Raw genomic sequence first — 23,702 nt, 5'->3', positions numbered from 1 at the left:
AGTCACCCTCCCAGACTAATCAGCTTTATTTAAGCCTGGCGCCTGTTACGGCCGGGGAACGTCAGCGGATTAAGGCGTCAGTGGTGTGAGGACGTCAGTTAAGCGTGGCGTTGTTCAGCGCGTACGGCGGTCGCATGATCCCGGGGGTATGGCCCTCCGCCGGGTCGTTGCCGATCTGGACAATTTTGTTGTCCTTGTCCACATGGACCACCTTGGGGCTGTAGGCCTTGGCCTCGTCCGTGGTCATCTGGGCGTACGTGATGAGAATGATGATGTCGTTCTCGTGCATGAGGTGCGCCGCTGCGCCGTTGATCCCGATGACGCCGGAACCGCGCTCGCCGGCGATCGTATAGGTCTCCAGCCGGGCGCCGTTGGTGACGTCAACAATGGACACCAGTTCGCCGGGAAGAATGTCGGCCGCTTCCAGCAGATCCAGGTCCACGGTGACCGAACCGACATAGTGGAGGTCCGCGTGCGTGACCGTGGCGCGGTGGATTTTGGACTTGAATATTGTGCGATTCATAACGGGACCAGTCTAGCGCCGGCCCGCCGCCGGCGCTGTGAGCCAGCCAACACCGCCGGCCACGTCACGGGCCGGCGGGCGGGATGGAGGCTGCTGTCTCGGCCAGGATCTCCCTTGCCGCCAGGATCGCCGGGCGCCTGGTGCTGGAGCGCCGGACCGAGGTGAAGATGGTCCGGTGCGGATCGCCCGGCAGGGTGATCAGTTGCGACGTCGTCCCCCGCCCGGTCCAGACGAGATCCGGCATGAGGGCCACGGCGTTGCCGGATTCGATCAGCCGGATCTGGGCCTGCAGGTCAGCCGTCTCGTAGCGGACGTCGGGTTCGAACCCGGCGCTGCGGCAGGCCTGCTCGGCCCAGTGCCGTGACGCCGCCCCGCGCGGTTCCATCACCCAGGCCAGTGCAGCGGTGTCCGTGAGGGTCGTTACCGGCGGCCGGTCGGGGGAGCCTGGTGGAACGGCGAGGCGGATCGCGTCGCTGGTGAGCCGGAGCCGGTCGAGTTCGGCATACCGGGGTGCCGCGTGTCCGGGGTATTGCTCGGCAATCACCAGGTCGAAGTCCCGGGCCCAGGTCTCATGAAGTGCGGTTTCAGGTTCCCGCTGGGTCATTTCGATCCGCACTTCGGGATAGCGGGACGACATCCGGGTGAGGGCGTCCGGCATCAGGGCCAGCGCCGCGGACTGGAAGACGGCAATACGAACGGTGCCCGTCACGGTGGTCAGCGAGGCGGCCAGGTCAGCCTCGGCCTGTTCCAGCGTTTCCAGCAGCTGCGCCGTGTGCGCCACCAGGACTTCGGCCTGCGGGGTGAGCTGGACCCGGCGTCCGGTCTTGCGCAGCAGCTCGACGCCGGCTTCCTTTTCAAGGAGGGCCAGCTGCTGGGAGACCGAGGAGGGGCTGTACTGCAGCGCCTCCGCGACTTCGGCCAGGGTGCCCCGGATCTTCAGTTCGCGCAGCAGGCGCAACCGCCGGACATCCAGCATCGCTATTCCTTTGTGAATTCTAATGGTTATTGATTAGGAGAATTCACTTTATCTAATGCAATCCTGCTTGCATACTGTTGTCGTTGAGTAACTCCCATCACAGGGTGGATTGATGGGCGCCACACCTAAGCAGGAGACCCTGATGAGCACAAAAGACATTGACAGGTCGATCATGCGGCGCAAGCCCATCGACGACATCGAGGAAGAAAACCTACACAGCGGTTTGTTCAAGAGCCTGGGGCTCTGGCAGCTGACCGCGATCGGCGTCGGCGGCATCATCGGCGTCGGCATCTTCTCCCTGGCGGGCCTCGTCGCCCACGGCAGCGAGACCGAGCCCGGCGTCGGCCCGGCCGTGCTGTTCTCCTTCCTGATCGCGGGCCTCGCCTCCGCGGCGGCCGCATTGTCCTACGCGGAATTCGCCGGCATGATCCCGCGGGCGGGTTCGGCCTACACGTATGGCTACGTGGCGCTTGGCGAAATCGTCGGCTGGTTCATTGGCTGGGACCTGCTGCTGGAGTACATCGCGATCGTGGCTGTGGTGGCCATCGGCATTTCAGGCTATTTCGACGCCTTCCTCTCCGGCATCGGTGTCAATATGCCCGTCTGGATGACCGCGACGCCGGATGAAGGCACCGGTGGCATCGTCAACATCCCGGCGATCGTGGTCTGTCTGATCGTGACCTGGATCCTGTCCCGCGGCACCAAGACTTTCGGCCGCTTCGAACTCATTGCCGTGGCGATCAAGGTCATCCTGATCCTCTTCATCATTGGTCTCGGCATCTTCTACATCGACACCGGCAACTACAACCCGTTCATGCCCAGCGGATTCGGTCCGGTAGTGGCGGGAGCGGCCACGGTGTTCTTCGCTGTGTTCGGTTACGACGCGATGAGCACCGCCGCGGAAGAGGCGAAGGACGGCAAGAAGCACATGCCGAAGGCAATCATCATGTCCCTGGTTGTCGCGATGCTCCTGTACGTCGCTGCCACCCTGGTGCTCACCGGCATGCAGAACTACCAGGAAATCGACCCCAAGGCCGGTTTCGCCTCCGCATTCAACAGCGTGGGCCTGCCGGTCATCGCCACGATCATCTCGGTCTTTGCTGTGCTGTCCATCCTGACCGTCATGCTCACCTTCCTGCTCGGCGTCACCCGCGTCTGGTTCTCGATGAGCCGCGACGGGCTGCTCCCCGGCTGGTTCTCCAAGACGGACCGCCACGGCACGCCGCAGCGCGTCACCTGGATCGCCGGAATCGCCTCCGCGCTGCTCGCCGGTGTGTTCCCGATCAAGGCCGTCGCCGACCTGACCAACATCGGCATCCTGGCTGCCTTCGTCGTCGTCTGCTTCTCGGTCATCGTGTTCCGCTACAAGAGGCCCGATGCCCCGCGCACCTTCCGGCTTCCCCTGATGCCGCTGGTTCCGGCCTTTGGTGTGCTGGCATCGGCGTTCCTGATGTTCCAGCTGCACTGGGAGACCTGGGCACGTTTCGGCGTCTGGCTCGTCATCGGCCTGATCATCTACTTCGGCTACGGCCGCAGGCACTCGCTGATGAACCCGGACAGCCCGCGGCACGAAGAGCTCGTGGAGATGCACCGCCCCATCGGCTAGCCGGTCAACCCGAGTTGCGCTATCACTTTTGGCTCCCATCACAGCCGTTTGGGGGCCAAAAGTGATAGCGCATTCGTGTGTTCGGGGATGGTTGCAGCGGGTCAGGGAAGCTTCGATTTTCCTAACCAGTATTGCTCGGAAAACATCGCTTTATCTTATGAAAATCCGGTCGCATACTGAATCTAGAACGGTCCATATTTTGAGAAAGAACGAGTACCAGCCATGACCAACATTTCAACGGAGTCCGGTGTGAACACCGGCAACGCGGCCGCGCACGCACCCGTCTCGGAAGGCTCACCGGTCCTTGAGGCCGCAGCCCTCGCCGAGGAGACCATCGGGCTGGTACGCCGCTGGCTCACCGAGGCGGCGAAGGTCCCGGTGGACGCCTCCGCCGAGCAGCTCGCCGGCGTCCTGAAGGACCCCAACGGCCTGGACTTCACCGTCGGGTTCGTCGACGGCGTTGTCCGCCCCGAGGACCTGGAAGTCGCCGCCCGCAACCTTGCCGCGCTGGCCCCCAAGGTCCCCGCCTTCCTGCCCTGGTACATGCGCGGCGCCGTCCGCCTCGGCGGCACCATGGCTCCGGCGCTGCCGCAGGTGGTCATCCCGATCGCCCGCCGGGTGCTCCGTGAAATGGTCGGCCACCTCATTGTCGATGCCACCGACGCCAAGCTGGGCCCGGCCATTGCCAAGATCCGCAAGGACGGCATCAAGCTCAACGTCAACCTTCTGGGCGAGGCCGTACTCGGCGAACACGAGGCCTCGCGCCGCCTTGAGGGAACGCACAAACTGCTCGCCCGCCCCGACGTCGACTACGTCTCCATCAAGGTCTCCTCCACGGTGGCCCCGCACTCGGCCTGGGCTTTCGACGAGGCCGTGGAGCATGTGGTCGAGAAGCTCACCCCGCTCTTCACCCGCGCCGCGTCCTTTGCCGCCGGCGGACAAAAGGCCAAGTTCATCAACCTGGACATGGAGGAGTACAAGGACCTGGACATGACCATCGCGGTCTTCACCCGGATCCTGGACAAGCCGGAGTTCAAGACCCTCGAGGCCGGCATCGTGCTGCAGGCCTACCTCCCAGACGCGCTCGCCGCCATGATCCGCCTGCAGGACTGGGCCTCCGCCCGCCGCGCCGACGGCGGCGCCGCGATCAAGGTCCGCGTGGTGAAGGGCGCCAACCTGCCGATGGAACAGGTCGAAGCGTCCCTGCACGACTGGCCGCTCGCCACCTGGGGCACCAAGCAGGACTCGGACACCAACTACAAGCGCGTCATCAACTACGCGCTGCACCCGGACCGGATCCGCAACATCCGGGTTGGCGTCGCCGGCCACAACCTCTTTGACATCGCGTTCGCCTGGCTGCTGGCCAAGCAGCGCGGCGTGGAGTCCGGCATCGAGTTCGAGATGCTGCTCGGCATGGCCCAGGGCCAGGCGGAGGCTGTAAAGAAGGATGTCGGCTCGCTCCTGCTCTACACCCCCGTGGTCCACCCCGCCGAGTTCGACGTCGCGATCGCGTACCTGATCCGCCGGCTCGAGGAAGGCGCCAGCCAGGACAACTTCATGTCCGCCGTTTTTGAACTCAGCGAGAACGAAACGCTCTTCGAGCGCGAGAAGCAGCGCTTCCTCGCCTCCCTCGCCAAGCTCGACGACGAGGTCCCGCCGCCCAACCGCCGGCAGAACCGCAGCCTTCCGCCCGAGCCCATGCCGCACGACTCCTTCGAGAACACCGCGGACACCGACCCCTCGCTGCCCGCCAACCGCGACTGGGGCCGCGCCATCCTGGCACGGGTCCCCTTCTCGACCCTCGGCAACGACGCCGTGGACGCGGCCACCATCAACGACGAGCAGACGCTCAACACCGTGATCGGCACCGCGGTGGAAAAGGGCAAGGCCTGGGGCGCCCTCTCCGGTGACGAGCGTGCGGCGATCCTGCACCGCGCCGGCGACGTCCTGGAAGCCCGCCGCGCCGACCTGCTGGAGGTCATGGCCAGCGAAACCGGCAAGACCATCGACCAGGGCGACCCCGAGGTCAGCGAGGCTGTCGACTTCGCGCACTACTACGCCGAAGCGGCCCGCAAGCTCGACGACGTCGACGGCGCCACCTTCGTCCCGGCGAAGCTCACCGTGGTGACCCCGCCGTGGAACTTCCCGGTCGCCATCCCGGCCGGCTCCACCCTCGCCGCCCTCGCCGCCGGCTCCGCCGTCGTGATCAAACCCGCCAAACAGGCCCGCCGCAGCGTTGCCGTGATGATCGAGGCCCTGTGGGAGGCCGGCGTCCCGCGGGACGTCCTGACCATGGTCCAGCTGGGCGAGCGTGAGCTTGGCCGGCAGCTGATCTCCCATCCCGCGGTGGACCGGGTGATCCTCACCGGCGGCTACGAGACCGCCGAACTGTTCCGTTCCTTCCGCAAGGACCTGCCGCTGCTCGCCGAGACCAGCGGCAAGAACGCCATCATCGTCACCCCGAGTGCCGACCTGGATCTCGCGGCCAAGGACGTCGCATACTCCGCCTTCGGCCACGCCGGGCAGAAGTGCTCCGCCGCCTCGCTGGTGATCCTCGTGGGATCCGTGGCCCAGTCCAAGCGGTTCCACAACCAGCTGATCGACGCCGTCACGTCCCTGAAGGTCGGCTACCCGGAGGATCCGTCCAGCCAGATGGGCCCGATCATCGAACCCGCCGGCGGCAAGCTCCTCAACGCCCTCACCACCCTCGGCGAAGGCGAAAACTGGGCGGTCGAGCCGAAGCAGTTGGACGGGACGGGCAAGCTCTGGAGCCCGGGCGTGCGCTACGGCGTGCGCCGCGGCTCCTACTTCCACCTCACCGAATTCTTCGGCCCCGTCCTGGGCGTGATGACCGCCGAAACCCTGGAGGACGCAATCGCCATCCAGAACCAGATCGAGTACGGCCTCACCTCCGGCCTGCACTCGCTGAACCCGGAGGAAGTGGGGGTCTGGCTCGACACCGTCCAGGCCGGCAACCTCTACGTCAACCGCGGCATCACCGGTGCCATCGTGCAGCGCCAGCCCTTCGGCGGCTGGAAGAAATCCGCCGTCGGCGCCGGCACCAAGGCCGGCGGGCCCAACTACCTTGTTGGGCTCGGCGAATGGGTCAGCAAGCCCAGCGCCGCGGCCGGCAAGGCGGCCGCGCATGCCGGCGTCCGCCGGCTGGAGCAGGCAGCCCAGGGCTTCCTGGCCGACGGCGAGCTGGAACCGCTGCAGCGCGCCCTGGCCTCCGACGCCCTCGCCTGGGCCGAGGAATTCGGCACCGCCAAGGATGTCTCCGGGCTCAGCGCCGAGCGGAACATCTTCCGCTACCGGTCACTTCCGGTCACGGTGCGGCTCTCCGAAGGCGAACCTCTCGCCCACCTGGTCCGGACCGTGGCGGCCGGCGTCCTGGCGGGCTCCGCGCTGACGGTGACCACCGCCGTCGAACTCCCGGCCCGGCTGCGCACCGTCCTCGCCGGCCTCGGCATTGAGGTGACCGTCGAGAACGACGCCGACTGGCTGGCCTCGGAGGGCAAACTCGCCGGCGCGGCCAGGCTCGCAACCTCGCGGATCCGGCTCATCGGCGGCAGCGCCGAGGCCCTGGCCGAGGCGACCGGAGGACGTCCCGACCTGGCGATCTACTTCCACCCCGTCACCGAAGCCGGACGCGTGGAACTGCTGCCGTTCCTGCACGAGCAGGCCGTCAGCATCACGGCGCACCGCTTCGGCACCCCGAACCACATCTCGGACGGGCTGATTTAGCGACCGCCTCCCCGGAGGCAACCACACCCCGGGCAACAAAAACGAGCCGGGCGGCCACCCTCCAATAGTGGCCGCCCGGCTCGTGTCTTCGTGGCTCGGAGCCTGCCGACTCAGCCGAAGTACCAGCCGGGTGGAACCCACGAGGCAGGCACGGCGTGGGCCGAGAAGTCGTCGCAACCGGAGCAGAAGTACGTGACTTCGCCCAGCTTGTTGATGGAACCGTCCCGGTGGTGAGTGGCAGGGACAAAAGTCTCAAGATAGATGAACTCGTCGGTTCCGCAGCGTTCGCAATAGGGGCTGCCGACGTACTCGGCCTCCACCAGGGTCGTAGGGTGCGGGTCCAGACGTCCGCGGCTGGGGTGATGGGCGGCGGAGCCGCGCTGCACCACCTGCGAAAGCGGGCCCACTGGCTTGAGGCTGCGGGCTGATGCGGATGAGTGGGGGCGGTTTACGGCTGGCGTCATTGTCGGCCTATCCCGAACGCCTCCGCAGGCTTGCCGCATGGCAGACACAAGGACAGCGTTCGTGTTTTGAATCGTTGTCATAGGCCTCTGCTTGACCTTCAACACACTCAGGATATGTCACGAACTCGAGTGGATCAATGGTATGCGTAAGTACGCAATCCGAGTAGGTACATCAACGAGTACGCAGGTGCCCTCCGGCCGCCTAGGCGGAGCGCTTCAGGGTCCGGCCCGCGATGGTCTGGGTCAGGGCCTCGATCACCTCGGTGTTGGCCAGCGGGTTGCGGATCAGGGTGAAATCGACGTCGCCCACCGGCGGCAGGTCGAAGCGCCGGGTGATGATCTTCAGGTCGTCCGGCACCAGCGAGGACGGCATGACCGCCACCCCGATCCCGGCGCGGACTGCGGCCAGCACCCCGCTGATCTGCCGCGTGGTGCAGGTGATCCGCCAGGTCCGGCCGGCGGATTCGAGCGCGTCGATGGCCAGCTTCCGGCTCAGGCTGGGAGCGGGGTAGGCAATCAGCGGCACGGACTCGGCCGGGTCCAGCGCGGTCTGTTCCAGGCCCACCCAGGCGAAGGAGTCCTGCTGCACCACGGTGCCGTCCTTGGCCCCGGCCACCCATTTGACGAAGACAAGGTCCAGCTGGCCGGCGTTGAGCCGCTTGTAGAGCTGATCGCTTTGGCCCACTGTCAGTTCCAGGTTGATCTGCGGGTAAACCTGCCGGAACTCCCGCAGGATCCTCGGCAGCCCGGTGATCGCGAGGTCGTCCGCCGTGCCGAAACGCAGCCGTCCGCGCATGGCCGATCCGGAGAAATAGCGGGAGGCGGCGTCGTGCGCGGCCAGGATGCTGCGGGCGAACCCGGCCATGGCGTCCCCGTTGTCGGTCAGCCGCACGTCCCTGGTGTCCCGGGCCACAAGGACCCGCTTCGCGGCGGTCTCGAGCTTGCGCACGTGCTGGCTGACCGTCGGCTGCGCCAGGCCGAGCCGTTCCGCCGCCTTGGTGAAGCTCAGTGTTTCAGCCACGGCCAGGAAGGATCGCAGCTGGGCGGGTTCGAACATGCGGTCTCCTGAGCTGCGGCGATCTCGCGCCACATTGCGTTTTGTAATGCGAGTTATGCGGTGAATAATCTTCCACAATCTGTTGCGGCCAGCTTAGCGTTAAGGCATCCCCGCTCACCCGCTCCTTTGAGGATTTTCCGTGGCACCCCCTCCGCCGTTAGAGGCCAACGTAACTGCACTGCCGGACACGAACACCGCGCCCATCGCCGTCGTCAGCCAGCGGCTGCCCTGGCGCCACACCTTCATCTCACTGAAAGTCCGCAATTTCCGCATCTTCGTGATCGGCCACTTCATCGCCGTGATCGCCCTGTGGATGCAACGGATCGCCCAGGACTGGCTGGTACTCCAGCTCTCCGGCTCCGTTACCGCCGTCGGGATCACCGTGGCGCTGCAGTTCCTGCCCTCGCTGTTCCTGGGCCCGTGGGCGGGCATGATGGCGGACCGCTTCGCGAAGCGGAAGATCCTGATGCTGTGCCAGTCGGCGGCAGCCGTGCTGGCGGCCATCCTCGCGGTGCTGGCGCTGAGCCAGCGGATCGAGGTCTGGCACGTGTACGTGATCGCCCTGGCCCTGGGCCTGGTCACCGTTCTGGACCAGCCGGCGCGGCAGGTCTTCGTCAATGAACTCGTCGGCCCGGTCTACCTCCGGAACGCCATCAGCGTGAATTCCACGACGTTCCAGCTCGGCGGCCTGATCGGGCCTGCGCTCGCCGGGCTGCTGCTCACCGCGGTGGGGGCCGGCTGGGCGTTCGCCGCGAACGCCGTTGCCTGCTGCTTCACGGTCGCGATGCTGCTCACGCTGCGGAAGGACCAGCTGCACATCACCGCGCCGGTGCCCAAACGCAAGGGCATGCTCAGGGAGGGGCTGAACTATGCGCTGAGCAAACCCACCATCTACTGGCCGTGGCTGATGGCCGGCTTCATAGCCGTATTCGCGATGAGCCTGCCGGTGTTGCTGGCCGCTTTCGCGGACAACGTGTACGACGTCGGCGCCGGCGGCTATGGCCTGCTGAACGCGCTGGTGGCCCTCGGGGCGCTGGCCGGGGCCATCACCTCCGCCCGCCGGCGGGAACTGAGGCTGCGCTCGGTGATGTTGGGGGCCGGGATGTACGGGCTGATGCTCTGCCTCGCCTCGCTGGCGCCGTCCATGGTGTGGTTCGGGGCGGCGATGGTCCTGGCCGGGTTCTGGTGCCTGATGTTCCTGACCGCGGCCAACCAGCTGGTCCAGATCAGCTCCAATATGGCCATCCGCGGGCGCGTTATGAGCCTGTACATCATGGTGCTGATCGGCGGGCAGGCCATTGGCGGTCCGATGATCGGATGGCTGGCCGAGCATGTGGACCCGCACACCGCCATCCTGGTCTCCGGCGGCGTGCCGGCCCTGGCCGCGGCGACGGTCGCCGTCGTGCTGGCGCGCCGCGGCCAGCTGATGCTCAAAGTGGACGTGAAGGACCGGCGGCGGCTCGTGAAGATCGTCCGCAAGGACGCCAGATCCTAGCTTTCCGCACCGTTTTCGGACAGCCGCTGCGTGGATCCACGCAGGGGCTGTCCGTTTCAGCAGCGAAAACCTTGGGCCGGCGCTAGACGGCCAGCGGGGCGTGCGGGTACTCCGGCTTCCGCTGCTGGAACTGCAGTACGTCCGGGTTCAGGACCACGCCGTCGCGGATTTCGATCGCGCGGCGGATGGTCTCGTTCGTGGCCCAGGCCCCGGGGCCGGTGATCACGGTTTCCAGGAACGGCAGCAGCGCCTCGCTGATTTCCCAGCTGGACGAGTTCCACAGGTAGGAGGGGCTGTGGTCCACCGCGTAGTAGTCGATATGGTCCCCGACCTTGAACATGGGCTCGGCGAACGTGGTGGATTTCGCCCAGCTGAAGCCCATGCCCTCGTCGCAGGACACGTCCACGATCAGGCTGCCGGGCCGGAACGCATCCAGGTCCTCGGAGTGCAGGTACGTCAGCGGCGCGTTGGGATCCTGCAGGGTGCAGTTGACCACGATGTCACTCGCGGCGAGGAACGGCGCGAGCGGCACGCGGCCCCGGTCGGTGATGACCTCGCTGCGGAATGGCGCCTGATCGTCGTGGTCGAACTGCGCGATCCGCACCGAATGGATGGGGGAACCCACCGCGGCAACCCCGCGGTTGGTCAGCACCTGGACGTCATGGATGCCGTGGGCGTTGAGGGCAGTGACGGCACCGCGGGCCGTGGCCCCGAAACCGATGACGACGGCGCTGAGGCGGCGGCCGTAGACCCCCGTGGATCCCGTCAGCGCCAGGGAGTGCAGCACGGAGCAGTAGCCGGCCAGCTCGTTGTTTTTGTGGAAGACGTGGAGGCCGAAGCCGCCGTCGCTGGCCCAGTGGTTCATCGCCTCGAAGGCGATCAGCGTGAGCTTCTTGTCGATGGCCAGCTGGGTGATGGCCCGGTCCTGGACGCAGTGCGGCCACCCCCACAGGACCTGACCGTCCCGGAGTTCGGCGAGGTCCTCGGGCTGCGGCTTGGGCAGGAGCACGACGTCGGCCTCGGCCACCAGTTGCGCACGGGGGACGATGCGACCCACCAGCGGTGCCAGGTCGGCGTCCGAGAGGCCGAACCGCTTGCCGTAGCCCTCTTCCAGGATCAGCTGCTGCCGGAGCTCCGGGGCGATGCGGTCCAGGTGGAGGGGATGGATCGGGAGGCGCCGCTCGTTAGGTTTCCGCGTGCTGCCTACGACTCCGAGGGTGAGGTGGCTCATGGTGCCGCTCACTTCTTTTTGGGACTCGCCGGCTTGGAGCTGGTGGCCTTGTCCAGGGAGCTGGGCGGCGCTGCAGCGGTCCTCTTGTCGGCCCGCTTTTCCTTGATGGATTTGCCGGATTTCTTGGATGCTGCTTGACGGGGGGATTTGTCAGCCATGATCGCTCCTGTAGCGGAACCGGAAAGGTTCCTGACTTCGAACGATACAGGTACTGACCTAACGGCCCCGGGGACGTCCGCCGGGCTGGGTCCGGGGCGTGGCCGTGCGGGAAATTGGAGCGGCTGACGGGAATCGAACCCGCGTATCAAGCTTGGGAAGCTAGCGCTCTACCATTGAGCTACAGCCGCAGTGGGACCGTCCGAAAGGCCGGACCTGGTCCCGGTGAAAACAACGAGATTTACATTACCCCAGTCGGAAGCCTTCTCAGAACACTCGAACCGGTTTCCGATCGCGTCCAGGGCACACGGCAGGCGAGGTCGGGGGAGAAGATCGAGGGACGGGATGCATGACGCGTCCCGTCCCTCTCCTCCCTGCGCCGTCAGCCGCCTTGGCGCGCCATGTGGCGCGCACCGCGGAGACCGAACACGACGGCGGGTCCGATGCCGTGGACGAGGCGTTCGCGCAACTTAGGGACTGAGCAGGAGCCCGCCTGCGGCGGTACGGCGACGGTTCGCGGAGCGTCCTGGCTGTGGCGGCACGCAGACCTCTATAGCCTAGATCCATGACTGTTCTGCTGAGGGAAGACCGACGGTGTTAGAGAACCCCGCGACGCCGCTGGGCGCCGGACTGGATGACGGTCCTGCCGGCGGAAGCGCCGTTCCGCGGGCGACCCCGCGGCACCAGCAGCTGATCGTGACGATTTACGGCCTCTACGGGCGCTCCAACGGGGGCGCCCTGCCGGTCTCGGTGCTGATTTCCATGCTCGATGACCTTGGCGTCGAGTCCTCGGGGGTGCGCTCTTCCGTGTCCCGGCTCAAGCGCCGCGGAGTGCTGGAAAGCGTCAAGCAGGGCGGAGTGGCCGCCTACCGGCTGGCCCCCAATCTTGAGGATGTCTTCCAGGAAGGTGACCGCCGCATCTTCTCGCCCCGCCGGGCGACTGCTGCCGACCGCTGGCTCCTCATCGCCTTCTCCGTCCCGGAATCGCAGCGCCACCTCCGCCACCAGCTGCGCAGCATGCTAACCCGGATGGGCTTCGGGTCTGTCACCCCCGGCCTCTGGATTGCCCCGGGAAACACCTATGACGACATCAGGCACCAGCTTGAGCGGACCGGGCTGACTGAATACGTGGAGTTCTTCAAGGCCGAACACCTGACCGCCGGTGACGTCAAGGACAAGGTCTCCCGATGGTGGGACCTTCCGGCCCTGGAGTCGCTGTACGCGGAATTCATCGAGCGCTTCGCGCCGGTCCTGGCGCGCTGGGAGTCGGCGGGCGCAGCAGAGCCCGGGCCCGATGCCGACCGGGCGGCCTTCGCGGACTACATCCAGCTCCTCACCCAGTGGCGCCGGCTGCCGTATCTGGATCCGGGCCTGCCGGCGGAGTTCCTGCCGCCGGGCTGGCACGGGCTCACCGCAGAACGTATCTTCGCGGAGCTGCACCGCCGCCTGAACGTCCCGGCCCGCCAGCATGCCGAGCGGCTGCTGGCGGCCACGGGCAGTTCCGGTACTACTTAGGCCGGGCCGGGCCGGGCAGGGCCTAAGCCCTGGCCTGACACCACAGCGACCCCCTGGATTTCGATCAGCGCCTCGGCCTGCCAGAGCCTTGTGACGCCGACGCCTGCCATCGCGGGATAGTCGGTGCCCGCCATCTCACGCCAGATCCGCCCGATTTCGCGGCCGTTCTTCTGGTAGTCCTCGACGTCGGTCAAGTAGATGTTGACATTGACCAGGTCCGAGGGCACGCCCCCGGCTTCAGTCAGCGTCGTGAGGACGTTGGAGAAGCACTGGCGGAACTGCTCCACGATGCCGCCGGGAACAATGTCGCCGTTGCTGTCCATAGCCGTCTGCCCGCCCAGGTACACGGTGTTGCCGGCCAGGACGCCGTGGGCGAAGCCGGAGGGCTTGGCCAGGGCTGCGGGGTTGATGACCTTGTGGTTCATGGTGGCTCCTCAATAAGTCGGCGGTGCTGCGTACTAGTGGGTAATCGGGGTCCGGAGTTCAACCGGCGGGCGGATTCGGAACCGCTGCCGGTCTACCCAAACCGGTGAATTCGTGTTAACTTGAGCATATGTGACGACCGTAAAAATGTCGACATACCCGAATCGGGGATGCCGCAGCGGGCACGTCACCGGAACCGGCAAAGGGGCCGGCTCCGCCGTCGAACCGGAAGTGAAGAATCATGCGCCTTGCGACCGTCATTACGGCAGCCCACGACGCCGGTGGCCCCGCCACCCGCGCCGCCGTGCAGGTTGGGGACCGCTTTGTGCTGCTGGCCGCGCAGGACCTCAGTGAACTGCTGGGAAGTGCCGGCTGGCAGGAGCAGGCAGCGGCCGCCGTTGCCGCCGCGGAAACGGCGGGCAGCGCGTGCGACGCCGTCCGCGCCGACACCATCCCCGCCGACGCCGTCCGCTTCGCCACCGTGCTGCCGCGCCCGTCCAAAGTCATCTGCTGCGGCCTGAACTACGCGGACCACATCGCCGAGATGGGCCGGGAGCTGCCGGAATACCCCACCCTGTTCGCCAAGTACGCGGACACCCTGATCGGGGACGGCGAGGTCATCGACGCCGCCGGGCATGGCGCCAGGCTGGACTGGGAAGCAGAACTGGCGGTCGTCGTCGGCGCCCCGCTCAAGAACGCCTCGGTTGAGGAAGCCTCCGCCGCGATCGCCGGCTATACGGTAGCCAACGACATCTCCATGCGCGACTGGCAGAACCGCACCCTGCAGTGGTTCCAGGGCAAGGCCTTCGACCGCACCACCCCGCTCGGTCCGGTGCTGGTGACCGCGGACGAATGCGATCCCGAGGCCGGCGTCCGGGTCCGCTGCCTGGTCAACAGCACAGAGGTCCAAAACGGCAACACCAAGACGCTGGTCTTCACCGCAGCCGCCCTGCTGTCCTACATCTCCACCTTCACCAGGCTGAGCCCCGGCGACGTCGTCCTCACCGGCACCCCCGGCGGTGTCGGCATGGGCGCCACCCCGCCGCGTTTCCTGCACGACGGCGACGTGGTCACCACTGAGATCGAGGGCATCGGCACGCTCACCAACACCGTCCGTCTCTAAGCCACCACCCCGCCATTCCGACCCGCCATACAGAGAGGCATCACCATGACAGAACAGATCAGCCAGCAGTTGACTGAACAGGTCGTCCCCGTCGTCACCCGCAAGGGCGCGGAGCACCGCGACACCGGCCAGTCCGGCGGAGCCGTTCGGATCTCCGGCGTCAGCACCCAGCACACCCCTGCCACAAAGATTTGGTACGGCCAGGTCAGCAACGAACCGGGCTACCGCTCCTTCCCGCATCACCACGGCGAAGCCGAAACCGGCGGCTATGTGCTGCGCGGCCACGGCCGAATCTACTTCGGCGAGGGCTACAAGGAATTCATTGACATGACCGAGGGCGACTGGGTCTTCGTCCCGCCGTACATGCCGCATGTGGAAGCCAACATGAGCGTCACCGAGGAACTCGTCTGGCTGACAGCGCGCACTCCGGAGAACATTGTGGTGAACCTGGACGACGTCGACGACTCCACGCTCGAAGGGTACCGCCGGGTATGAACCCCACCTCCGAGATTCTGCTGTCGGCCCTTGCGCTGACGGCCGTCGAGCCGGAATTCCTCGACGAGGCCTACACCGCCACGACGCAGTACGTGCCCTGGCCCAAAGCCTACGGCGGCGACATGGTGGCCCAGGCCGCGGCCGCTGCAATGCGCTCGGTGGGCGATGACCGCTCGCTGCACTCGATGCACAGCTACTTCATGCGGCCGGTGGACATCGGCGCCGAGGTCCGTTACGAGGTGGAGCGGCTTCGCGACGGGCGGGGCTACTCCACCCGGCAGGTTCGCGCCTACCAGGGCGGCAAGACCGTCTATGTGGCCATGGCATCCTTCCAGGCGGAGGAATCCGGCGAGGAATTCGCCCGTGCCATGCCGGCCGGGATCCCGGACCCGGAGTCGCTGCCGTCCTCCGCCGACGTGCTCGACGGCGTTGAGGGTGACGCTGCGGCCTACTGGTCCGGCGGCCGCAGCTTCGACATGCGGCATGTTCCGGGATCCGTGTATCTCAGCGTTGAGGGGGAACAGGTTCCGTACCAGGCCGTCTGGGTGAAGGCTTTCGACCGGCTCCCCGACGACCCGGACCTGCAGCGGGCGGCGCTGGCCTACGTTTGCGACTACACCATCCTCGAACCGGTGCTCCGGGTGCACGGCTACGCCTGGGGTGACCCGGGCCTGGTCACGGCCAGTCTGGACCACGCCATGTGGTTCCACCGCGAAGGCCGGGTGGACGACTGGCTGCTGTATGTCCAGGAAGCAGTCTCGGCCCAGGCCAGCCGCGGCCTCGCCCAGGGGCACTTCTACGACCGGCAGGGCAGGCTCCTCGCCACGGTGGTCCAGGAAGGCATGATCCGGAAGTCGGTTGCTCCGTAACTGCCCTTTTGGGCGGCCAAAACGGCCGTTTCGGAGCAATCGATGGCCCCCACCACCTCTTAATGACGATACGAAAGGCTTGCAATGGAACTGACGCCCTCGGCGCACCAGGACACCTTTGCGCGTGACAACCTGCCCCCGGCATCGCAGTGGCCAGAATTGGAGTTCACGCTCCCGGAACTGCAGTACCCGCAGCAGCTCAACGCCGCCACCGCACTGATTGACGACGCCGTCCGCAGCTTTGGTGCCGAACGCCTGGCCCTGCTCACCCCCGACGGCACCGCCTGGAGCTACGGGGAACTGCAGCGCCGCGCCAACCAGGTGGCCCAGGTCCTCGTGGAGGACTGCGGAATTGTCCCGGGGAACCGCGTGATGCTGCGCTCGCCGAACAACCCGTGGCTCGTCGCGGCCTGGCTCGGGGTGCTCAAGGCCGGCGCCGTGGTCGTCACGATCATGCCGGCGTTGCGTGCCAACGAGATCCGGACGCTGCTGGAGCTGACCCGGCCGGCCGCCGCCCTGTGCGACAGCCGCTTCCTGGACGATCTGGCCGAGGCTGCCGGAGACGAGGTGCCGGTGCTGGCCATGGGGGGCAGCACCGGCACGGACCTCGCCGCCCGCTGCGCGGCCAAAAGCGGCGAGTTCGCGACCGTCCCGACGGCGGCGGACGACGTCGCGCTGCTCGGCCCGACCTCGGGCACCACCGGGACACCGAAAATCACCATGCACTTCCACCGGGACATCCTCGCCAACGCGGACACCTTTGCCCGGCACATCCTCCAGCCGACCCCCGAGGACGTCTTCGCGGGGTCGCCGCCGCTGGCCTTCACCTTCGGGCTGGGCGGGCTCGTGGTCTTCCCGCTGCGCTTCGGGGCCGCTGCGCTGCTGACTGAACGCGCCACCCCGCTCGAGCTGGCGCAAGCCGTGCATGCGGCGAAAGCCACCATTCTGTTCACTGCTCCGACGGCGTACAAGGCCATCCTCAAGGAGGGCGCCGAGGGGTTGCTCGCCAGCCTCCGGACCGCCGTGTCGGCGGGGGAGCACCTGCCGGCGGAAACCTGGCGCGCCGTCCATGAACGCACCGGCCTGAAGCTGGTCAACGGCATCGGCGCCACCGAAATGCTGCACGTCTTTATTTCCGCGGCAGGGGACGACATCCGCGCCGGCGCCACCGGCACCGCCGTCCCCGGATACCGGGCCACGATCCTTGACGACGACGGCAGGGAACTGGGCCCGAACGCGGTCGGGCGCCTCGCCGTGATCGGTCCCACCGGCTGCCGCTACCTCAACGACTCCCGCCAGCTGGACTACGTCGTCGACGGCTGGAACGTCACCGGCGACACCTTCAGCCGGGACGAGGACGGCTATTTCTACTACCAGGCACGCTCCGACAACATGATCGTGTCCTCCGGCTACAACATCGGCGCACCCGAGGTCGAGGCCGCGATTGACCAGCACCCGGACGTGCTGGAAAACGCCGTCGTCGGCAGGCCGGACCCCGACCGGGGCAGCGTGGTCTGCGCCTTCATCGTGCTGCGCGAGGGCGTCGAGGCCGATGACGCGAAGCGCAAGGAGATCCAGGACTTCGTGAAGCGGACCATCGCCCCGTACAAGTACCCGCGGCAGGTGAACTTCGTCGACGGACTGCCCCGCAACCCGAGCGGCAAACTCCAGCATTTCCGGCTGCGCGAGCAGCTGGCCGCTGACACCGCTACCCCCGAACACCAGAACGCTTGAGAGGCACCACATGAAAATCGCAATCATCGGCGGCGGCCCGGGCGGACTCTACTTCGCCGCCCTCATGAAGCAGCTGGATCCGAACCACGAGGTCACCGTCTGGGAACGGAACGCCGCGACCGACACCTTCGGATTCGGCGTCGTCTTCAGCGACGAAACCCTCGGCGGCATCGGCAACGCTGACACCGCGATCGCCGAGTACATGTCCGAGCGCTTCGCCCGCTGGACCGACATCGACATCCACTTCAAGGGTCAGCAGCACACCGTCGGCGGCCAGGGCTTTGCCGCCATGAGCCGCAAGGAACTGCTCGAGCTGCTGCAGCGCCGCTGCGCCGAACTCGGCGTCGACCTGCACTTCAGCACCCTGGCGCCGGACGTCGAGGAACTCAGCCGCGACTACGACCTCGTCCTCGCCGCGGACGGCCTGAACTCCGCCGTCCGCTCGCGATTCGCCGAGGTTTTCCAGCCCAGCCTCGACGTCCGCAAGTCCAAGTACATGTGGCTTGGCACCGACCTCGTCTTCGAGGCGTTCAAGTTCTTCGTCAAGGACACCGAGCACGGCGTCATGCAGATCCACGGCTACCCCTATTCGGACGAGGGAAGCACCTTCATCGTGGAAATGCATGAGGACGTCTGGCGCAGCGCCGGCTTCGACGTCACCGAACACCAGGCCTTCCGGCCGGGCGAAAGTGACGAGGCGGCCGTCGACGCGATCCGCGACATCTTCGCCGCGGAGCTCGAGGGGCACGAGGTCCTGGTCAACAACTCCAAGTGGATCAACTTCACCACGGTCCGCAACGAGTCCTGGCGGCACGGCAACATCGTGCTCCTCGGCGACGCCGCCCACACCGCGCACTTCTCCATCGGCTCCGGCACCAAGCTGGCCATGGAGGACTCCCTTGCCCTGGCAGCTTGCCTGCACGAACACACCGAGCTGGGGGCCGCGCTGGAAGCCTACGAAACGGAACGCCGGCCCGTCGTCGAATCCACCCAGCGCGCCGCCCAGGCCTCGCTGGAATGGTTCGAGAATATCGGCATGTACAAGGACCAGAACCCGGTCCAGTTCTGCTTCAACCTGCTCACCCGCAGCCGCCGGATCACCTACGACAACCTCAAGCTGCGGGACCCCGAGTTCGCCGCCCGCGTGGACGAGGAATTCGCGCGCACGCAGGGCATCGAGGGCAGTGCCCCGGCCATGTTCCAGCCCTACCGGATCGGCGGGCTGGAACTGAAGAACCGGATCGTCGTCTCACCGATGGACATGTACTCGGCCACCGACGGTGTGCCGGGGAACTTCCACCTGGTCCACCTCGGCAGCAAGGCCCTCGGCGGCGCCGGCCTGGTCATGACCGAGATGGTCTGCGTCTCTGAGACCGGCCGCATCACGCCAGGCTGCAGCGGCCTCTACAACGAGGTCCAGCAGGAGAGCTGGCGCGAGATCGTCGACTTCGTGCACCACCGTTCGACGGCGGCCGTCGGTGTCCAGCTGGGCCATTCCGGCCGCAAGGGCTCCACCAAACTGATGTGGGAAGGGATCGACGAGCCGCTGCCGGAGGGCGGCTGGGAGCCGGTGGGCCCCTCGGCGATCCCCTACGGCCCGGGGAGCCCGGCCCCGCGCGAAATCAGCCGTGCTGAGATGGACCAGGTCCGGGACGAGTTCGTCGCCGCCACTGTCCGCGCCGCGGCTGCGGGCTTCGACCTGCTGGAGCTGCACTGCGCGCACGGCTACCTGCTGTCCACGTTCCTCTCGCCGCTGGCCAACCGGCGCACCGACGACTACGGCGGATCGCTGGAGAACCGGCTGCGGTACCCCCTGGAGGTGTTCGACGCCGTTCGTGCCGCCTGGCCGGCGGACAAGCCACTGACGGTCCGGCTCTCCGCGACGGACTGGTCACCCGGCGGCAATGACGAGCACGACGCTGTTGCGATTGCCCGGGCGTTCGTGGAGCACGGCGCCGACGGTGTGGACGTCTCCTCCGGCCAAGTGGTCAAGGAGGAGAAGCCGGCCTACGGCCGGAGCTACCAGACGCCGTTTGCGGACCGGATCCGGCAGGAGGTGGCGCACAGGGCAGGCGTGGCAGTGATCGCGGTGGGGGCGGTGTCCTCCTACGACGACGTCAACTCGATCCTGCTGGCAGGCCGGGCGGACCTCTGTGCCCTTGGCCGCACGCACCTGTTTGATCCGCAGTGGACCCTGCACGCGGCGATCGAGCAGGACTACCGCGGGCCCGGCGCCGACTGGCCGCAGCAATTCCGGGCCGGCAGCCGGAAGCCGCCGTCGGCCCGCACCGACGCGGTCCGGCCCCGGCTGGCGCTGGTGCGCGAGCCCGAGATTGCCGGGCTGCCGACGCACCTGCGCTGGACACCGGCGAAAGTGCCGGCGTCGGTCTAGCGCCGGTGCGGGATCGCTGCCCGGTGCCTCGATGGCGCGGTGCCGGGCAGCGGACGGGGCGGTCCGGTCAGTCCCGGCCGGAGACGCCGCGGGCGGTGACTTTGGCCGTCAGCTCCGCCGGCCACGGGGTGGCGGCCGTGGCGCCCTGGGCGACGTGGGCCGTGACGAAGGACCCGTGGGCGGCGAGGGCTCGGGGTTCGCCGCGGAATTCCTCGCCCCACACCTCAAAGCTGAACGTCATGGACGTGCGGCCGATTTTTTCCACCACTACGGTGGTGGTGACCTGCTGGCCGAAGTACAACTTCGCCCGGTAGTTGAGTTCGTGGCGAACCCGCGGAGCCGACGGGAAGTACTCCGGCAGATCCAGGTCCCGGAACAACTTGGCCTCGCAGGCCTCGACAAAGCGGAGCACCGCCGAATTGTGCTGGTGCCCCGCGGCATCCGTATCCACCCATTCAATGGTCCGTTCCAGGGTTGCCGTCGTGGCGGTGCTGGGGAGGGACTGAAGGGGGTTCATGGAGGCCGCCTGGAAGTTCGTAGAGCAGTTAGCAACAGCGCAGTAATCAACCGCTGCATTACTCAATGGAAGGTAAGTCCATGGTAGTAGCTTCATCCGTTTCCCCCGGCGCCCCGGGCGCTCCGGAAGTGGCCCTCGGGCCCCTCGACGCGGCCCGGGAGGTCCCCGGCGGCCAGGTTCAGCAGCCGTCCGCGACCGTCGCGCAGCTCGTGGGAAGGACCTTGGCGGAGCTCGGCGTCGGCCACGTCTTCGGCGTAGTGGGCAGCGGCAACTTCGAGGTGACCAATGCCCTGCGCCTGGCCGGGGTGCCCTACACCGCTGCCCGGCACGAGGGCGGCGCTGCCACCATGGCCGACGCCTATTCCCGGATGTCCGGCCTGGTGGGCGTGGTGAGCACGCACCAGGGTTGCGGGCTGAGCAACGCCGTCACCGGGATCGGGGAAGCGGCCAAGAGCCGCACGCCGCTGATCGTACTGACGGCCGACACCCAGGGCTCCGCTGTCCGGTCGAACTTCAAAATCGACCAGGATGCCCTCGCCCGGAGCGTCGGAGCCGTGAGCGAGCGGATCCATTCACCCGCCACCGCCGTCGCGGACACCATCCGGGCCTTCCGCACCGCCCGGAACGAACGCCGCACCGTAGTGCTCAACCTGCCTCTCGATGTCCAGTCGGCCCCGGCTGCCGCCCAGGCAGGGGCGGCCCGCCCGGCCGCTGTCGCCGACGTCCAGCCGGTCCGCCCCGCTGCCCCCGGCGTCCGTCGCCTGGCGCACCTGATCAACGCCGCGGAGCGCCCGGTCTTCGTGGCAGGCCGCGGGGCCAGGAACGCGCGCGAGGAGCTGCTCAGCCTCGCCTCGCATTCCGGGGCGCTCGTGGCCACGTCGGCGGTGGCGAATGGCTTGTTCCATGACGAGGACTTCGCGCTCGGGATTTCCGGCGGATTCTCCTCGCCGCTCAGCGCCGAGCTGATCCAGGGCGCTGACCTGATCGTGGGCTGGGGCTGCGCCCTGAACATGTGGACCATGCGGCACGGACATTTGATCTCCGCCGGGACCGCCGTGGTCCAGGTCGACGTCGAGGACTCCGCGCTTGGCGCCAACCGGCCCATCGACCTGGGCGTGGTGGGGGATTCCGCGCTGACTGCGGCGGATGTCCTCGCGGAACTGCGGACGCTCCAGCCGACGCCGGCGCAGCGGTACCGCACCGCGCAGAACGCGGCCTCCATCGCAGCAGGCTCGCGCTGGAACGACGTCGAAACTCCGGACCTCTCTGGCGGCGGGCGGATCGATCCGCGGGTGCTGAGCCGCGAACTGGACCTGATCCTGCCCGCGGACCGGATTCTCTCGATCGACTCCGGCAACTTCATGGGCTATCCCAGCACCTACCTCAAAGTCCCGGATGAGTTCGGCTTCTGCTTCACCCAGGCCTTCCAATCGATCGGGCTCGGTCTCTACACCGCGATCGGGGCCGCGCTGGCCCGGCCGGACCGGCTGCCGGTCCTCGGGGCCGGGGACGGCGGCTTCCTGATGGGCATCAGCGAACTGGAGACTGCCGTCCGTCTGGAGCTGCCGCTCGTCTGCATTATCTACAACGACGCCGGCTACGGGGCGGAGGTCCACCATTTCGGCGCGGGTGCGGAGTCCGACGGCGGCCCAGCCGTCGATCCCGCCGTGGACCTCGGTACCGTCACCTTTCCGGACACTGACATCGCCGCGATCGCTCGGGGTTTCGGCGCGGACGCCGTGACGGTCCGCAGCGTGGCGGACCTTGAGGCCGTCCACGCCTGGCTGCAGGCGGGCCCCGCCCGGCCGCTGGTCATCGATGCCAAGATAGCGTCCGACGGCGGCGCCTGGTGGCTCGCCGAGGCCTTCAAAGGCCACTGACTTCAGCGCACAACGCTGACGATCGTTACAGAAACTAAATATGCTGATTTGTTTACTGTCGGAATCAATGCGTGACACAGTGGGCACAGCATGTGATCTGCCACACAAAATCCCAACGAAATCTCAATGAGAGGTACACCCATGACGCAGTCAATGCCGACTGAGTTGCGCAACGAGGCCACACCCCGGTGGAAGGGCCACGCGGTCCTGATCCTGTGCTTCGTGGCCATCGTCTTTGATGGTTATGACCTGGTGGTCTACGGGTCCACCGTCCCCACGATCCTGAAATTCCAGGAATGGGGCGTCACCCCCGCGCAGGCCGGCCTGATCGGCAGCCTCGCCCTGGTCGGCATGCTCGTCGGCACGCTCTCCGTCGGCATCCTGACCGACAAGCTGGGCCGCCGCCGTATCATGCTTGCCTGCATCGCGTGGTTCTCCACCTGCATGCTGCTCACGGCCTTCGCGCCATCCGCCGAGGTCTTCGGCCTCCTGCGGTTCCTGACCGGCCTGGGCCTGGGCGGCATCGTTCCCACTTGCATCGCGCTGACAGTCGAATACGCCCGCAAGGAGCGGCGCCAGATCGCCAACGCCGTGATGTTCAGCGGCTACTCCGTGGGCGGCGTCGGCGCCTCCCTCCTCGCCATCAACCTGCTGCAGCACATCGACTTCCGCTGGATGTACGCCATCGGCGCGCTGCCCCTCGTCACCCTGCTCCCCATCGCCTGGAAACTCCTGCCCGAGTCGGTGGCCTACCTCGCCCGGAAGCAGCGCATCGAGGAGGCCAAAGCGACCGCAGACCGCTACGGCCTGATCTACTCGGACATCGTCACCGCGGAGGACGTCAAGACCGGAACAGAAGCGCCGAAATCGGCCATGAAGACCCTGTTCACCCGCAAGTGGATCCGCTCCACCGTCCTGTTCGCGATGGCGAACTTCTGCGGACTGCTGCTGGTCTACGGGCTGAACACCTGGCTGCCGCAGATCATGCGGCAGGCCGGATTCCAGCTCGGCGATGCCCTGACATTCCTGCTGGTGCTCAATGCCGGCGCGATCGTCGGCTCCATCAGCGCCTCCGTCCTGGCGGACAAGATCGGCATCCGCAAGGTGGTGACGGCGTCCTTCCTCCTGGCCTTCGTGTCCATCCTCATGCTGAGCCTCCAGCTCCCGCTGGCGATGCTGCTCGTCATCGTCGCCTTCGCCGGGCTCGGCTCCGTGGGAACCCAGATCCTGGTGGGCGGCTACTGCGCCACGCATTATCCGCAGTCCCTGAGCGCCACCGCCCTGAGCTGGTCGCTCGGCATTGGACGCATCGGCGCCATCTGCGGGCCACTGATCGGCGGGCTGATCGCCGGAATGGCCTTCGGCTGGCAGCTCAACTTCTACATGTTCGCGGCCTTCGCCGTGGTCGGCGCCATTGTGGTGTTCTCGGTGCCGAAACTTACCGAAAAGTAGGCCCCGCACCAGCCCCTGCGACGGAGTCACAGAGCAGTACACAATCCGGG

General features: G+C 67.1%; 20 protein-coding genes and 1 tRNA gene. 12 read left to right on the top strand and 9 right to left on the bottom strand.

Annotation, left to right across the window (positions count from 1 at the left end; genetic code table 11):
- Positions 1-94: 94 nt before the first annotated feature.
- Entirely contained in the window at positions 95-523 is a 429-nt protein-coding gene (gene panD / locus AC50YC_RS16865; protein ID WP_197410622.1) for an aspartate 1-decarboxylase, read from the bottom strand.
- Between the two features lie 64 nt (positions 524-587).
- Positions 588-1,499, bottom strand: a complete 912-nt coding sequence (locus AC50YC_RS16860) for a LysR substrate-binding domain-containing protein (RefSeq protein ID WP_494954450.1) — start codon at positions 1,497-1,499, stop codon at positions 588-590.
- 142 nt (positions 1,500-1,641) lie between these two features.
- On the opposite strand from AC50YC_RS16860, the gene AC50YC_RS16855 reads away from it, so the two are divergent.
- Together AC50YC_RS16855 and AC50YC_RS16850 are read left to right on the top strand one after the other, a co-directional pair.
- Positions 1,642-3,105 carry an amino acid permease gene (locus AC50YC_RS16855; RefSeq protein ID WP_494954449.1) on the top strand — a complete coding sequence of 488 codons (1,464 nt, stop codon included), beginning with the start codon at positions 1,642-1,644 and terminating at the stop codon, positions 3,103-3,105.
- Positions 3,106-3,327: 222 nt separating this feature from the next.
- Positions 3,328-6,849: a bifunctional proline dehydrogenase/L-glutamate gamma-semialdehyde dehydrogenase gene (locus AC50YC_RS16850; RefSeq protein ID WP_494954448.1), complete on the top strand. Its 3,522-nt coding sequence runs from the start codon at positions 3,328-3,330 to the stop codon at positions 6,847-6,849.
- Between the two features lie 110 nt (positions 6,850-6,959).
- On the opposite strand, the gene AC50YC_RS16845 is transcribed toward AC50YC_RS16850, so the two are convergent.
- Together AC50YC_RS16845 and AC50YC_RS16840 are read right to left on the bottom strand one after the other, a co-directional pair.
- Positions 6,960-7,256, bottom strand: a complete 297-nt coding sequence (locus AC50YC_RS16845) for a hypothetical protein (protein ID WP_494954447.1) — start codon at positions 7,254-7,256, stop codon at positions 6,960-6,962.
- 259 nt (positions 7,257-7,515) lie between these two features.
- Positions 7,516-8,370 (bottom strand): LysR substrate-binding domain-containing protein, encoded by an 855-nt coding sequence (locus AC50YC_RS16840; RefSeq protein ID WP_494954446.1) that lies wholly within the window; start codon positions 8,368-8,370, stop codon positions 7,516-7,518.
- Between the two features lie 139 nt (positions 8,371-8,509).
- Here AC50YC_RS16840 and AC50YC_RS16835 point away from each other — a divergent pair, with 139 nt between their 5' ends.
- Positions 8,510-9,865 carry an MFS transporter gene (locus AC50YC_RS16835; RefSeq protein WP_494954445.1) on the top strand — a complete coding sequence of 452 codons (1,356 nt, stop codon included), beginning with the start codon at positions 8,510-8,512 and terminating at the stop codon, positions 9,863-9,865.
- An 82-nt stretch (positions 9,866-9,947) separates the two neighbouring features.
- Here the strand turns inward: AC50YC_RS16835 and AC50YC_RS16830 are convergent, their stop codons facing one another.
- From AC50YC_RS16830 to AC50YC_RS16820, 3 genes are all read right to left on the bottom strand, one after another.
- Positions 9,948-11,096 carry a N(5)-(carboxyethyl)ornithine synthase gene (locus tag AC50YC_RS16830; protein ID WP_494954444.1) on the bottom strand — a complete coding sequence of 383 codons (1,149 nt, stop codon included), beginning with the start codon at positions 11,094-11,096 and terminating at the stop codon, positions 9,948-9,950.
- Positions 11,097-11,104: 8 nt separating this feature from the next.
- The gene (locus AC50YC_RS16825) at positions 11,105-11,254 is read right to left on the bottom strand and encodes a hypothetical protein (protein WP_192815748.1); all 150 of its coding nucleotides are present in this window, start codon (positions 11,252-11,254) and stop codon (positions 11,105-11,107) included.
- A 115-nt stretch (positions 11,255-11,369) separates the two neighbouring features.
- A tRNA-Gly gene (locus AC50YC_RS16820) sits at positions 11,370-11,443 on the bottom strand.
- 158 nt (positions 11,444-11,601) lie between these two features.
- On the opposite strand from AC50YC_RS16820, the gene AC50YC_RS16815 reads away from it, so the two are divergent.
- Positions 11,602-11,733, top strand: coding sequence for a hypothetical protein (locus AC50YC_RS16815; protein ID WP_494954443.1), 132 nt, complete (start codon positions 11,602-11,604; stop codon positions 11,731-11,733).
- A gap of 113 nt (positions 11,734-11,846) precedes the next feature.
- The gene (locus tag AC50YC_RS16810; RefSeq protein ID WP_494954442.1) at positions 11,847-12,767 is read left to right on the top strand and encodes a PaaX family transcriptional regulator; all 921 of its coding nucleotides are present in this window, start codon (positions 11,847-11,849) and stop codon (positions 12,765-12,767) included.
- Here the strand turns inward: AC50YC_RS16810 and AC50YC_RS16805 are convergent.
- Entirely contained in the window at positions 12,764-13,192 is a 429-nt protein-coding gene (locus AC50YC_RS16805) for a RidA family protein (RefSeq protein ID WP_494954441.1), read from the bottom strand. The two genes, AC50YC_RS16810 and AC50YC_RS16805, sit on opposite strands and share 4 nt — an antisense overlap.
- Positions 13,193-13,431: 239 nt before the next feature.
- On the opposite strand from AC50YC_RS16805, the gene AC50YC_RS16800 reads away from it, so the two are divergent.
- The 5 genes from AC50YC_RS16800 to AC50YC_RS16780 all read left to right on the top strand — a co-directional run bounded on the left by AC50YC_RS16800 (position 13,432) and on the right by AC50YC_RS16780 (position 19,803).
- Positions 13,432-14,313 carry a fumarylacetoacetate hydrolase family protein gene (locus tag AC50YC_RS16800; RefSeq protein WP_494954440.1) on the top strand — a complete coding sequence of 294 codons (882 nt, stop codon included), beginning with the start codon at positions 13,432-13,434 and terminating at the stop codon, positions 14,311-14,313.
- 45 nt (positions 14,314-14,358) lie between these two features.
- Positions 14,359-14,808 carry a cupin domain-containing protein gene (locus AC50YC_RS16795; RefSeq protein ID WP_494954439.1) on the top strand — a complete coding sequence of 150 codons (450 nt, stop codon included), beginning with the start codon at positions 14,359-14,361 and terminating at the stop codon, positions 14,806-14,808.
- Entirely contained in the window at positions 14,805-15,677 is an 873-nt protein-coding gene (locus AC50YC_RS16790; protein ID WP_494954438.1) for an acyl-CoA thioesterase, read from the top strand. The genes AC50YC_RS16795 and AC50YC_RS16790 overlap by 4 nt, the downstream gene beginning before the upstream one ends.
- A gap of 84 nt (positions 15,678-15,761) precedes the next feature.
- Positions 15,762-17,411: an AMP-binding protein gene (locus AC50YC_RS16785; protein ID WP_494954437.1), complete on the top strand. Its 1,650-nt coding sequence runs from the start codon at positions 15,762-15,764 to the stop codon at positions 17,409-17,411.
- Positions 17,412-17,421: 10 nt separating this feature from the next.
- A complete protein-coding gene (locus AC50YC_RS16780) occupies positions 17,422-19,803 on the top strand; it encodes a bifunctional salicylyl-CoA 5-hydroxylase/oxidoreductase (protein WP_494954436.1) in 2,382 nt (793 codons plus the stop codon).
- A gap of 67 nt (positions 19,804-19,870) precedes the next feature.
- Here the strand turns inward: AC50YC_RS16780 and AC50YC_RS16775 are convergent, their stop codons facing one another.
- Positions 19,871-20,320 carry an acyl-CoA thioesterase gene (locus AC50YC_RS16775; RefSeq protein WP_494954435.1) on the bottom strand — a complete coding sequence of 150 codons (450 nt, stop codon included), beginning with the start codon at positions 20,318-20,320 and terminating at the stop codon, positions 19,871-19,873.
- A gap of 80 nt (positions 20,321-20,400) precedes the next feature.
- Here AC50YC_RS16775 and AC50YC_RS16770 point away from each other — a divergent pair, with 80 nt between their 5' ends.
- The gene (locus AC50YC_RS16770; RefSeq protein ID WP_494954434.1) at positions 20,401-22,200 is read left to right on the top strand and encodes a thiamine pyrophosphate-binding protein; all 1,800 of its coding nucleotides are present in this window, start codon (positions 20,401-20,403) and stop codon (positions 22,198-22,200) included.
- Between the two features lie 141 nt (positions 22,201-22,341).
- Positions 22,342-23,652, top strand: coding sequence for an MFS transporter (locus AC50YC_RS16765; protein WP_494954433.1), 1,311 nt, complete (start codon positions 22,342-22,344; stop codon positions 23,650-23,652).
- Positions 23,653-23,702: the final 50 nt, after the last annotated feature.

The sequence above is a fragment of the Pseudarthrobacter sp. MDT1-56 genome (assembly GCF_059383555.1).
The sequence above is the reverse complement of the archived record's forward strand: the minus strand, read 5'-3'. Positions and strand labels throughout refer to the sequence as shown.